This window comes from Micropruina sp. (assembly GCF_027492755.1).
Lineage (GTDB): Bacteria > Actinomycetota > Actinomycetes > Propionibacteriales > Propionibacteriaceae > Micropruina.
This window is the reverse complement of sequence record NZ_JAPUED010000086.1, coordinates 5,197-16,576: the sequence shown is the minus strand read 5'-3', so window position 1 is coordinate 16,576 and position 11,380 is coordinate 5,197. Positions and strand designations below refer to the sequence as shown.

The 11,380-nt window shown below is 68.8% G+C and carries 12 protein-coding genes, 1 pseudogene and 1 riboswitch; of the genes and pseudogenes, 7 read left to right on the top strand and 6 right to left on the bottom strand.

The window, feature by feature from the left end:
• The 3 genes from Q0066_RS05905 to nrdH form a co-directional block, all read right to left on the bottom strand.
• The coding region (locus Q0066_RS05905; RefSeq protein ID WP_298131029.1) for a ribonucleotide reductase N-terminal alpha domain-containing protein at nucleotides 1–946 on the bottom strand (946 nt) is incomplete at its 3' end.
• Complete coding sequence (gene nrdI, locus Q0066_RS05900; RefSeq protein ID WP_298131027.1) at nucleotides 913–1,332, bottom strand: class Ib ribonucleoside-diphosphate reductase assembly flavoprotein NrdI; 420 nt, start codon at nucleotides 1,330–1,332, stop codon at nucleotides 913–915. The genes Q0066_RS05905 and nrdI, both read right to left, overlap by 34 nt.
• 149 nt (nucleotides 1,333–1,481) lie before the next feature.
• On the bottom strand, nucleotides 1,482–1,721 hold the full coding sequence (nrdH, locus tag Q0066_RS05895; RefSeq protein WP_298131025.1) for a glutaredoxin-like protein NrdH: 240 nt from the start codon (nucleotides 1,719–1,721) through the stop codon (nucleotides 1,482–1,484).
• A gap of 457 nt (nucleotides 1,722–2,178) precedes the next feature.
• Nucleotides 2,179–2,358, bottom strand: a riboswitch (cobalamin riboswitch).
• 244 nt (nucleotides 2,359–2,602) lie between these two features.
• Here nrdH and Q0066_RS05890 point away from each other — a divergent pair.
• On the top strand, nucleotides 2,603–2,944 hold the full coding sequence (locus Q0066_RS05890) for a PadR family transcriptional regulator (protein ID WP_298131023.1): 342 nt from the start codon (nucleotides 2,603–2,605) through the stop codon (nucleotides 2,942–2,944).
• Nucleotides 2,941–3,795: a DUF1648 domain-containing protein gene (locus Q0066_RS05885; RefSeq protein ID WP_298131021.1), complete on the top strand. Its 855-nt coding sequence runs from the start codon at nucleotides 2,941–2,943 to the stop codon at nucleotides 3,793–3,795. The genes Q0066_RS05890 and Q0066_RS05885 overlap by 4 nt, the downstream gene beginning before the upstream one ends.
• Before the next feature lie 3 nt (nucleotides 3,796–3,798).
• Here Q0066_RS05885 and moeB read toward each other — a convergent pair whose 3' ends face one another.
• Nucleotides 3,799–4,932, bottom strand: coding sequence for a molybdopterin-synthase adenylyltransferase MoeB (moeB, locus tag Q0066_RS05880; RefSeq protein ID WP_298131020.1), 1,134 nt, complete (start codon nucleotides 4,930–4,932; stop codon nucleotides 3,799–3,801).
• 148 nt (nucleotides 4,933–5,080) lie between these two features.
• On the opposite strand from moeB, the gene Q0066_RS05875 reads away from it, so the two are divergent.
• From Q0066_RS05875 to Q0066_RS05860, 4 genes are all read left to right on the top strand, one after another.
• Nucleotides 5,081–5,356: a hypothetical protein gene (locus Q0066_RS05875; RefSeq protein WP_298131017.1), complete on the top strand. Its 276-nt coding sequence runs from the start codon at nucleotides 5,081–5,083 to the stop codon at nucleotides 5,354–5,356.
• A 64-nt stretch (nucleotides 5,357–5,420) separates the two neighbouring features.
• The gene (locus Q0066_RS05870; protein WP_298131014.1) at nucleotides 5,421–6,134 is read left to right on the top strand and encodes a GntR family transcriptional regulator; all 714 of its coding nucleotides are present in this window, start codon (nucleotides 5,421–5,423) and stop codon (nucleotides 6,132–6,134) included.
• 78 nt (nucleotides 6,135–6,212) lie between these two features.
• The gene (locus Q0066_RS05865) at nucleotides 6,213–6,899 is read left to right on the top strand and encodes a response regulator transcription factor (RefSeq protein ID WP_298131012.1); all 687 of its coding nucleotides are present in this window, start codon (nucleotides 6,213–6,215) and stop codon (nucleotides 6,897–6,899) included.
• A complete protein-coding gene (locus Q0066_RS05860; RefSeq protein WP_298131011.1) occupies nucleotides 6,896–7,903 on the top strand; it encodes a HAMP domain-containing sensor histidine kinase in 1,008 nt (335 codons plus the stop codon). Before Q0066_RS05865 ends, Q0066_RS05860 begins: the two co-directional genes overlap by 4 nt.
• Nucleotides 7,904–7,987: 84 nt before the next feature.
• Here Q0066_RS05860 and Q0066_RS05855 read toward each other — a convergent pair whose 3' ends face one another.
• Nucleotides 7,988–9,169, bottom strand: a complete 1,182-nt coding sequence (locus Q0066_RS05855; protein WP_298131009.1) for a beta-propeller fold lactonase family protein — start codon at nucleotides 9,167–9,169, stop codon at nucleotides 7,988–7,990.
• Between the two features lie 202 nt (nucleotides 9,170–9,371).
• On the opposite strand from Q0066_RS05855, the gene Q0066_RS05850 reads away from it, so the two are divergent.
• Nucleotides 9,372–10,937: an FAD-binding oxidoreductase gene (locus Q0066_RS05850; protein ID WP_298131007.1), complete on the top strand. Its 1,566-nt coding sequence runs from the start codon at nucleotides 9,372–9,374 to the stop codon at nucleotides 10,935–10,937.
• Between the two features lie 218 nt (nucleotides 10,938–11,155).
• On the opposite strand, the pseudogene Q0066_RS05845 reads toward Q0066_RS05850, so the two are convergent.
• Nucleotides 11,156–11,380: pseudogene (locus Q0066_RS05845) on the bottom strand (hypothetical protein); the annotation flags it as partial.

Genomic DNA, 11,380 nt, shown 5'->3' with positions numbered 1-11,380 from the left:
ACGGGCTGAACAGGTACATGTCCTCGTTGTCGCGGGCCAGCTGGAAGGTGATGTCAGGAATCACCACACCCAGCGACAGCGTCTTGATCCGGATCTTCTCGTCGGCGTTCTCGCGCTTGGTGTCGAGGAACCGCATGATGTCGGGGTGGTGCGCGTGCAGGTACACCGCACCCGCGCCCTGCCGAGCGCCCAGCTGGTTCGCGTACGAGAACGAATCCTCCAGCAGCTTCATCACCGGGATGACGCCCGAGGACTGGTTCTTGATCTTCTTGATCGGCGCGCCGGCCTCGCGAATGTTGGTCAGCGACAGCGCCACCCCACCGCCCCGCTTGGACAACTGCAGCGAGGAGTTGATGGCCCGGGCGATCGACTCCATGTTGTCCTCGACCCGCAGCAGGAAGCAGGAGACCAGCTCGCCGCGCTGCGCCTTGCCGGCGTTCAGGAAGGTCGGGGTGGCCGGCTGGAAACGTCCGGCCATGATCTCGTCGGTCAGGCTCTCGGCCATCCGGTGGTCGCCGGCGGCCAGGGTGAGCGCCACCATGCAGACCCGGTCCTCAAAACGCTCGAGGTAGCGCGAACCGTCGAACGTCTTCAGCGTGTACGAGGTGTAGTACTTGAACGCGCCCATGAAGGTGGGGAACCGGAACTTCACCGCATAGGCCCGCTTGAACAACGACTTGATGAATTCGAAGTCGTAGAGGTCGAGCACCTGCTGCTCGTAGTAGCCCTGCTCGACCAGGTAGTCGAGCTTCTCCTTCAGCGAGTGGAAGAACACCGTATTGGTGTTGACGTGCTGCAGGAAGTACTGGTGCGCAGCCTGACGATCGGCCTCGAACTGGATCCTGCCGTCCGCGTCGTACAGGTTCAGCAGAGCGTTCAGCGCGTGGTAGTCGACCTCGGACGAAACGGCCTCTAGGCCGGTGTCGGTGAGCACAGTGGTTGCCATAGTGAAATGAGTCCTTCGCGGACGGCCTCGACGTCGTCGGGCGTCCCCATGAGTTCGAACTGGTACAGGTGGGGCACCGCGCATTTGCGGGCGATGATGTGGCCGGCCAGACAGTACGCCGAGCCGAAGTTGGTGTTGCCGGCCGAGATGACGCCGAGCAGCTGGGCCCGGTTGCCCGGGTCGTTGAGGAAGTGGATGACCTGCTTCGGGACGGCACCCTGGCCGTTCCCGCCGCCGTAGGTGGGGGTGATCAGGACGAACGGGCGGTCGAGGCTCAGGTGCGGGTCGCTCGCCCGTAGCCCGATGCGTTCGGCCTCGAAGCCGAGCTTGGCGACGAAGCGGTGGGTGTTCTCCGAGATCGAGGAGAAGTACACGATGTGCACCATGTTGTTCTCCTCACTGTGAGGGTGCTGGTTACTTGCCGCTGACCGGGATTCGTCCGGAGCTCTCGTTGATCGAGCTTGTCGAGACCCGGAACCGGCGGTTACGTCAAAGCTCGACCAGCCGTGCCCGCCAGCCTAGCCAGAGGTCGTGGTCAGGCCGCCTGGACGCGGGCCGCAGTGGCCTTGATGCGGTCGGGGCGGAAGCCGGCCCAGTGCTCATCGTCGGCGAACACGACCGGTGCCTGCTGGTAGCCGAGTTCCATCACCTGGGCAAGGGCCCGCTCGTCGGCGGACAGGTCGACCACGTCGTAGGAAAGGCCGGCCCGATCGAGTGCACGGTAGGTGGCGGTGCACTGCACGCAGGAGGGCTTGCTGTAGACGGTGATCGTCATTGCTCCGGGTCCTTTCCCTGGGGACGGGGTTACATCGGTGTAGTTCCATCGGTGTCAGTCACGGACACTACACATATGGGCGTCGACTCGCAAGGACCACTAGATGTTGTGTCTCGTGTCACTGTGTGGGGAGCTGAGGGCACGCTGAAGTACACCCGGTCCGACGGGGTTCAGCGAGCATTTGTGCTTCTCAGTGCGGTGCTGAAGCTCATCGGTGGGCGGCGGCGAAGTGGGGAAGGATTGGCCGCGGGGAGGGCTAGGTCGAGGACGAAGCCTCCGCGGTATGTGTCACCGTCGGGCGCTCGAAGCGGCCCGACTGGCGGAAGTTGGTCACGCAACTCTCCTTCGCGAGTTGTGCTCGTTCGCCGGTGGCGGCTTGTCCTGTCGGGGGAATCCCGACCGGGGGGAGCTGTGCCGGCGGTCTGTCTGCCGACCCGTGCGGTTCTCGGGCCGGGCGCTGGCAGGTCTTCGGACTCTCGGGCTCGGATCGTTCGATCCACCTACTGTCCGTCGCTTCCCAGGCCGTGGCCCAGTGCTTGATGACGAAGCTCGTTCCCGAATACCGCTGCGGGGCAGTCCCGGATTCGCACCGGGTTCCCTCTTGCCTCTCCGTCGTCCGGGGACGGCGGAGAACCAGTCGCGGGCCCGACTCTACGACAGCCGGCGGGCCGCGCCCACCTTGTCGGCGTGTCGTGTCGTCGACCCGATGCGGGGCCGCGGTGGAGGAGCGTGGACGCGGTCCGAGTCGTCGCAAGATGGCACTTGCGGTTCCGAATCTGGAACGAAAAGAACCGTCCCTCCGTGCCGGAAGTGGAACGAAAAGAACCGTCCCTCCGTACCGGATGCTTGTTAAGCAAGCTACATGGTTATACCATTAACCTATGTCTGAGGGGTCGGGTTCCTGGGGGTCGCAGCTGCGCAAGGGGGTCCTCGAACTCGCGGTGCTCGGTCTGCTTGCTGAGGAGCCCCGCTACGGCTCGAGCCTGGTCGACGACCTGGCTGGACGTCCGGGGCTGGCGATCACCGCGGGCACCGTCTATCCGCTGTTGGCGCGACTCGCCAAGGCGGGTTCGGTGACCACGACCTGGCGGGAGTCCCCGGTGGGTCCGCCACGCAAGTACTACGCGCTCACCGACAGCGGCCGTCGCCGGCTGGACGTGATGACCCAGGAGTTCGACACCGTCGCCGCCGCTCTGGCGGGCATTCTGAAGGGGGAGGCATGATCGCCTCGATTGATGAATTACGACCGGATGCCAGGGCCGCCGCGCAGCGGTTCCTGGATGCCGCCGTCGCCGACGTCGAGCGTGACCTGCGCGACGACGTCCGTGCCGAACTGACCGCCGACCTGTGCGAGCGGCTGACGACGGCGGCCACGCCTGCCGACGTCGCCGAGATCGCGGGCTGGCTGGCCCCGGAGGGCAGGCCCGGACGTCGCCGGCTGGGTGATCAGTGGCCGTCCGGTCTGCGTCTGCGCGGCATGCTCACCCGCATCGCACAGACCTGGTGGCAGCCCAGCGACCAGCGGCTCCTCCTGCCCCGCGCCGTCGGTCTCGGCTGGGACGTCAACCTCGGCGCGGTGGCCGTCCGGCTGAACCTGATCGAACCGGACGCCGAGGCCGTGCCGTTCACCTCGACCCCGGACGCGGCTTTCCGTGCGGCTGTCGCACTGCCGGCGGTACTGGCCGGCGCGACCGCCTTGCACTACCTGGTGCGGGGCCGGACGTTGCCGCAGCGGCTGCCGTCGCACTGGGGGCTGGCCGGACGGCCGGATCGATGGGTGTCCAAGGAGCGTGCCGCGGCCACCGACATCGCGCTCACCGCGGGTGCGGTGGCGCTGGCCGCCTGGAGTGCGGGTAGTGATCGTGCCGGACCGACGCGGGCTGGCGCGGTCGCCGCGGCCACGGGAACTGCGACCCTCGGCGCGTGCCTCACGGTGATCCGGCCGACCCGCGGCGGTGCCTGGGTGCCGCTGGCGTTGCTCGGCACGCTCGGTGCCGGCGTCGGCGGGGTGCTGCTCGCCCTGGCCCGGGCCGGACGCCGGGCCGAGATCGATCGTGACCTGGGAGATCGCTGATCGTCATCGTGGTGACTGCGCCGGCACAGACTCGCTGGCCAGAGCCAGCAGCCCCCCGGCCAGCACGCGGACGTCGCGGTAGCCGCGCGCATCCAGGCTGGCGGCGGCCACCTCGGCTCGCTGGCCGCTGCGGCAGATGACCAGGATCGGTTCGTCGTTCGGGACGCCGTCCAGCGCGCCCTCCAAGAGGTCCGGCAGGGGGATGTTCACCGAACCGGGCACTCGTTGCGCGGCGAACTCGTCGGGACCGCGGACGTCGAGCAGGAACATCGTGCCGGCCTCGGGCAGACTCACGGTGGTGCTCACGGCCGACCCGCAGGCATCGGGGGGAGCGGGGACGGGGACCGGGGCGGGTGCTGTCGGGCGGCGACTCGACCGACGGATCTCCACCTGGTCCCATCGTCCGGCCAGCGCGTCGATCACGAGTACGCGACCCAGCAGGGGGCGTCCGATTCCGGTGATCAGCTTGATCGCCTCCATCGCCATCACCGACCCGGCTTGTGCGCACAGCGCGCCGACGACCCCCGCCTCCGCGCAGGACGGAACAGTGCCGGCAGCCGGGGGCTCGGGAAATACATCGCGCAGCTGGACTCCCTCGTCGCCCGGTGCGGCGTCCCAGAAGACCGCCACCTGGGCGGCGAAACCCAGCACCGACCCCCAGACCAGGGGCTTTCCGGCCGCGACGCAGGCATCGTTGACCAGGTAGCGGGTGGGGAAATTGTCCGCGCCGTCGAGCACCAGGTCGTAGTCGGCCAGCAGCTCATCGATGGTGTCCGCCGTCAGCCGGAGGGCGTGCCGGTGCACGGTGATCGTCGGGTTGAGTGCGGCGACCGCGTCCGCTGCCGAATCGACCTTGGGTCGTCCGATGTCGGCGTCGGAGTGGATCACCTGGCGATGCAGATTGGACTTCTCGACCCGGTCGAAATCGACGACGCCGATCGTGCCCACGCCGGCGGCGGCCAGGTAGAGCAGCACCGGTGAGCCGAGGCCGCCCGCGCCGATCACCAACACCCGGGCTGCAGCCAGGCTGCGCTGCCCGGTGACGCCGACTTCGCCGAGGATCAACTGGCGCGAGTAGCGCGCCAGGCCATCGGCGTCCAGTTCGCCCACGGGCGGCACCAGCGGCGGCAGCGTCATGGGTCAACCCTAAGCCTCGATCCACCGATCTGCGGCACCTGGGGGTCGCGCACCCGGATAGCAACACATTATGTATTGATGTTGTATCCAACGCGACTAGAGTGGACAGCTCAGCGGATCGCTTTGCGACCGAGGAAGGGAGACTGCGATGCAGACTCATGAGGGTCCGTCGACGGCGGAACGGAAGGCGCGTTACGCGATCCTGCTCAGGTGGTGGAACGGCGGTGCGCTGGCGATGCTGGTGGTGCTCGCCTTCGCACTGTTCGGTCTGATCTCGGGTCAGGGCCTCGGAGCCCTCAAGCCGATCTACTGCGGGTTCCTGGCCGCGATGATGGCGTTGGGCGGCATGGTGCTCGCGTTGTGGCGCGGCTTCATCGAGTCCAACCAGCAGGTGCTTGATGACCAAATCGGAAGCCGAAGCTGAAGCTCGACCGATGGCCGGTGGCAAGATGCCGGGCGTGAACGATGGACGCCCGGCGCGGAGGCCGATGTCGACGAGTGAGTACGGGCTCCCCGGCGCCAGCGCCGCCGATCGGGTCTACCACGCCCTTCGCGATGCGATCGTGGAGGGTCGGTACGGGGCCGGGACGATGCTCGGTGAAGCAACGTTGGCGGCGCAGTTCACCGTCAGCCGGACGCCGGTCCGGTCGGCGCTGCTCCGGTTGCAGAGCGAGGGCTGGATCATCATCTACCCCAAGCGCGGCGCGCTGGTGCAGGGCATCAGCGAGCGGGCCAGAGCCGATCTGGCCGATGCCCGGCTGGTCCTCGAGTCGAGTGCGATGGGGCAGGCGTCCGCGGACGTGCTCGACCGGCTGGTCGTGGAGTTGGAGCGGTCGATCGAGCAGCAACGGGACGCACTCGCCGAGGGCGACGTCCGGCGCTACATCGACCTGACCATCGCCTTCCATCGGCACTTCGTCGAAGCCGGCCACAACGACGTCCTGCTCGAACTCAACGATCGCCTCGCCGACCGTCAGCGGTCCGTGCTGTTCGCCGCCGGCGAGCGGCTCCTCGCCGAACGCGAGCAGATGCTCGCCGAACATCAACAACTCATCGACCTGATCCGGATCGGCGACATTCCCGGATTCACCGCGGCCCTGCACGACCACATCGCGCATACCTATGCGGCCTCGGTGCCGCCGGTGATGTTCTCCCGCCAGGTCGGCGAGGGTGCTTACCGGAGTCTTTCGGTCGGGCGCTGAGCGTGGCGGACGGCAGCCGTCCGGACTAGCGTCAACTCGGGCGGCTGTGGCCGCGGCCCCGGGCAAGGAGCGTGCACCGTGACGAGCGTGCTGGTCATCGAGGACGACCCGACCACGCGTGAAGTGCTGCGCCGCTACCTCACCCGCGCCGCCCTCGAGGTCACCGAGGCCGGAACCGGCACCGAGGGCCTGGCGGCCTTCTTCAGCGCCCCACCCGATCTCGTCATCCTCGACCTGATGCTGCCCGGCATCGACGGCCTGGACGTGTGCGAACGGATCCGCCGCAGCAGCGAGGTGCCGATCATGATCCTGACCGCACTCGGCAGCGAATCCGACCGCGTCGTCGGGCTGGAGCAGGGTGCCGACGACTACGTGGTCAAACCCTTCTCGCCGCGCGAAGTGACCCTGCGAGCGCAACGCCTGCTGCGGCGCACCGCGCCCGAGCGGGCTCCCTCCACGGTGACCGACGGCGACCTGGAACTTGACCTCGCCGCGCGGCGGGCGACCCGTGCCGGACGTGAACTGGCCATGACGGCCCGGGAGTTCGACCTGCTCGCCTTCCTGGTCTCCCACCCCGACCAGGCGTTCCGACGCTCGGAGCTGCTGCGGCGGGTGTGGGACTGGGATTTCGGTGACGACTCCACCGTGACGGTCCACGTCCGGCGACTCCGCGAGAAGGTGGAGGCCGACCCTTCGCGGCCGCGGCGCCTGCAGACCGTCTGGGGCGTCGGCTACCGCTACCAGCCGCTGGGAGCCGACGGGTGAGCGAGCCGCTGCTGCACATCGCGCCCTGGGCGGTGCTCACCTGCGGCGTCACGATTGTGCTGTTGTGGTTGGTGCTGCGCAGGCTCGGCACTCGGCCCAGTACGTCGCTGGCGGTCGTGGTGTCGGTTCCGTTGGTCGTCGCGCTGCTCTTCGTGGTCGCGATCAGCGGTTTCATGTTCACCGAGCAGCTCGGTTGGACGGTGGCCACCTGCCTGCTGGTGGGCGTGATGCTCGTGCCCGGATCGGTGATCCTGGGCCAGCAGTTCACCCGCCGTGCCCTCGCGCTGGAGGCGCGGCGGGCTCAGGAGCGGGCCGGCGAAGCGGCCCGCCGCGATCTGATCACCTGGATCAGTCACGATCTGCGCACCCCGCTGGCAGGCATCAAGGCGATGGCCGAGGCGCTGGAGGACCAGGTCGTCGACGAGCCCGACGACGTCCGCGGCTACGGCGCCCGGATCGGACGCGAAGCGACCCGGCTGGGTTCGATGGTGGAGGACCTGTTCGAACTGTCCCGGATCAGCAGCGGCGCCGTCGACCTGCGACTGGAGCCGATCGGCCTGGACGCGCTGGTGGGCGAGCTGGCCAACGGGCTGCGCCCGATCGCCTCATCGATGGGTGTGGGGATGGATGTCGACCTTCCGGCGCTGACCGCAACCGGGGCGGGACGCGAGCTGGAACGAGTCGTCGCCAACCTGCTGGTGAACGCCGTCCGGCACACCCGTCCGGGCGGCTCGGTGCAGGTACGCGGCGGGGGAGAGGCGTCGCGGGTGTGGCTCAGCGTTGCCGACGGCTGCGGTGGGATCCCCGAGGGTGATCTCGGGCAGGTCTTCGACCTGGGTTTCCGCGGGACGGCGGCGCGGTCGCCCGAGGCGTCCGAACTGAGCCCCGGCGCCGGCCTGGGACTCGCCATCGTGAAGGACTTGGTCGAGGCACAAGGTGGCGAGGTGGCCGTCCGGAATATCGCCGGCGGCTGCCGGTTCACCGTGACACTTCCCGCCGGATAAGCCCCTGCCGCACGCAGCGGAACGGCGTCCGGGGATTTCCCCGGACGCCGCTTCTCCCGTTCGGTCGAACCCGTGGAGCTCGCGTCAGCTGGCCGCGATGCCCTCCAGCGGACGACCGTTCGTGGCACCCAGGCCGGTCCGGGTGGTCTCGATGCGGGTCAGGGCGCCGTGGCGTCCGACCCGGAACGTGTCGACGCTGCCGTCGGCACCGTTCAGCTGATACAGGTACTGACCGCCCCGCGAAGCGGCCAGGTCGACCGGGCCGCCGCCGGAGGTGCTGGCTGCGGTCGCGTCGGTCAGGCTGACCTTGCCGGCACGGACGCGGAACGACGAGATGCTGTTCGAGCCGGCGTTCGCCGCGTACAGGGTGCCGTGCACGACGACACTCCAGCAGGCCGCCTGCTGGCCGGTCGGACCGGCCTGCGACAGCTGGGTCAGCCGGCCCTTGGCGCCGACCCGGTAGGAGGTCGCGAGTCCGGTCGCGTCGATGACCAGCAGGCGTCCGGCACGATCGAACGACAGGGCGAACGGAACCATGCCGGACGTGGTCGTCGTCGGCGTCGCCGACGGCATGCCGTGCCGCAGCGGGTAGGTCAGCAGGGTGCCATGGGTCTTGGTGGAGACAACGACCGCGCCGCGATCCGGCGTGATCGCCACCTGCGCGGGCGACTGCAGGAACTCGGGGTTGGCGTTCGGCATCAGGTGGAGCTGCCGGGTGCTGCCGGCCAGCGGTCGCAGCGTGCGGCCGTCGATCCGGTAGCCGCTGATCGAGCCGCCGTCGCGGGCGTTGAGCACGTAGACCAGGTCGCCGGTGACGCTGACCGAAACCGGGAGATCGCCGTGGCTGGGCAGGATCTGCCGACGGACGAGCCGGCTGCCGTCCACACCGAACACCGTGATGGTGTCGCTACCGCCGTTGACGGCGAACAGCAACCGGTGTCGCCGGTCCAAGGTGAGCGAGCCCTGCGAGGCCAGCGGGTCGACCACCGCATCGGTGACCACCGCGCCCTTGCCGCCGGTGTAGTAGCTGGCGGTCCGGCGCAGCCGTCCGTCGGCACCGCGGTCGAAAGCGATCACCGAGTTGGCGGTCAGGTCATTGCTCTGGACGAAGACCGCTCCGGCCGGTTGCGATCGGTGATGCGTGGGCTGCGCGTGCGCCGGCTGAGCAGTGGGAGCCGGTGCGGCCTCTGCTGCGGGCGCCGGGAACGCTCCCAGCGTGAGCGCTGCGGCGGCTGCCACGAGGATGGAAATGCGTCGATGAGTCACGATGCCCTCCTGTTGGTTGGGTGCTTCTGGCATCGAAGTCAACGCCGGCCGCACCCGGCACTCCATGACCGTGGGGTTACCGGACCTTACGAGAATCTGACGGGCGGAAGCCCGCGGAGCGGTTCGTCGGTAGGGCCCGCGGCTCCACCGATACCGGCCTCTGCCGTTGTGCGGCTCCTCCGGCGCCGCGATGATGGGGGGCGTGGTGGGTCTGACGCGACGCGACGTCCTGAGTGCGGCCGGGCTGGCCGGGCTCGGTGCCCTCCTTCCGGGGTGTTCGGCACCGAACGGCTCCGCCAGCGCCGACGCCTCGCGGACGGTGTCCGCGTCGCCACATCCCTCCCCGTCCGGTTCGGCGAAGCCGACCTACGCCCAGCTCGAGAAGCAGCTCTCCGGCGCCCTGTCGCTGCCCGGACAGAGCGGCTACCAGCCGAAGGCTTTGCTCTACAACCCGCGGTTCTTCAGTCAGCCGCAACCCTCGGCGATCGCCCACGTGGCAAGTGCGGCGGACGTCGCTGCCTGCGTCAGATTCGCCGCCGACGGCGGAGCGTCGCTGCGGATCCGTAATGGCGGGCATTCCTACGGCGGCTGGTCGTCCGGTTCCGGCCTGGTGGTGGACCTGGCGAGGCTGAACACGGTGAAGGTGGCCGCCGACGGGCAGACCGCCACTGTGGGCGCCGGTGCGCTGCTCGCCGATGTCTACAGCGAGCTCGGCGCCAGGGGCGTCTCGATCGGCGGCGGATCCTGCGCGACCGTCGGAGTCACCGGTTTGGCCCTCGGCGGCGGAGTCGGCGTGCTGGCCCGCACGTACGGGTTGACCTGCGACCAGTTGGCGTCCGTCGAAGTGGTCACCGCCGACGGACGTGTGAGGAAGGTCGATGCGCATGCCGACCCGGACTTGTTCTGGGCCTTGCGCGGCGGTGGCGGCAGCTTCGGCGCCGTCACCCAGCTGACCTTCAACGTACGACCGGCACCCAGGATCCAGACCTTCTTCCTGGAGTGGACGTCGTGGTCGGCGGCAGGCCAGGTGCTGACGGCATGGCAGCAGTGGATGACCGGCACGCCACGCGAGCTGTGGAGCACCTGCAAACTGCTGGTCGAGCCCGGCCAGGGCAGCAGGGTGCTGGTGGCCGGCACCTGGGTCGGATCCGGTTCGCCGTCCTCGCAGATCAACGCGCTGTTGGCGCAGACTCCGCGACCCTCGAGACGCGGCAGTGGCGGCGGTAGCTACGCCGCCACCATGCTCGCCGAGGCGGGCTGCTCGGGAGAGTCTGCGACTGCGTGCATCAGCAAATCGCTGAGCCCGTCCTACCGTCAGCCGTTCGCGGCGACCTCCTCGATCCTGCAGGCGCCTCTGCCCAGTGCGGGTGTGCAGGCGATCGTCCAAGCCGCCGGCGCCGGCGCGAAGGTCAAGGACATGGTGGAGGGCGGGGTGTCCTTCGACGCGTTCGGCGGCGCGATCGCCGACGTCGCGCCCGACGCGACCGCGTTCCCGTGGCGGACTGCCCTCGCCGACGTCCAGTACACCGCCACCTGGCCCTACCGCGACGCCGGTCAGAAGCCCGCACCGTTCGATGATTTCGTGCAGGCCCAGCGCAAGGCGCTGGAGCCATGGCTGGGAAACTCCGCCTACGTGAACTACGCGGATCCGAAGCTGAGCGGCTACGCGGAGGCCTATTGGGGGACGAATCTGGCCCGGCTGAGCCAGATCAAGAAGAGCTACGACCCGCACAACGTCTTCTCGTTCCCGCAATCCGTGCCGTTGTGAGGGGTCGCCGCATATTGGCTCCGCCCGTCGCTCATAGAGTGCTGGCCATCCTGGACCCGTGGTCGGGCGGCTATTGAGCCAGCCACCAGACGAAGCCAGGATTCTCCAGCCCCGCGGGCTGTTTCCTCGGCGAACATTGTCAGTGACTTCCGCAGCTGAGCCAGCCCGCGCCGAGTCCGGGGGAATCGCGCCTGGTGACAGAAGATCTGAGCCTGGGGTCAGGCACCGGCAAGTGCCTGACGCCGTTCCCACGCCGCGAGGGCCTCGTCCTGGGCGACGCGGTGCCGATCAAGCACATCGTCGATCTCGTCGCGATAGTCCGCCCAGTACGCCAGCGCGGCCTCAACCATGGAGACCGGTATGCCGACGGCGTCGGCGACAGTTGCGGCGGTGCGTTGTGTCGGATCATGGGCCAGCCAGGATTCGGCCACGGTCCACACCTG

What these genes read in the sequence shown, in the direction of transcription:
- nrdI (WP_298131027.1), bottom strand. Translation starts at nt 1,332, where the DNA reads ATGGTGCACATCGTGTACTTCTCCTCGATCTCGGAGAACACCCACCGC.
- nrdH (WP_298131025.1), bottom strand. Translation starts at nt 1,721, where the DNA reads ATGACGATCACCGTCTACAGCAAGCCCTCCTGCGTGCAGTGCACCGCC.
- Q0066_RS05890 (WP_298131023.1), top strand. Translation starts at nt 2,603, where the DNA reads ATGTCTGAGGGGTCGGGTTCCTGGGGGTCGCAGCTGCGCAAGGGGGTC.
- Q0066_RS05885 (WP_298131021.1), top strand. Translation starts at nt 2,941, where the DNA reads ATGATCGCCTCGATTGATGAATTACGACCGGATGCCAGGGCCGCCGCG.
- moeB (WP_298131020.1), bottom strand. Translation starts at nt 4,932, where the DNA reads ATGACGCTGCCGCCGCTGGTGCCGCCCGTGGGCGAACTGGACGCCGAT.
- Q0066_RS05875 (WP_298131017.1), top strand. Translation starts at nt 5,081, where the DNA reads ATGCAGACTCATGAGGGTCCGTCGACGGCGGAACGGAAGGCGCGTTAC.
- Q0066_RS05870 (WP_298131014.1), top strand. Translation starts at nt 5,421, where the DNA reads ATGTCGACGAGTGAGTACGGGCTCCCCGGCGCCAGCGCCGCCGATCGG.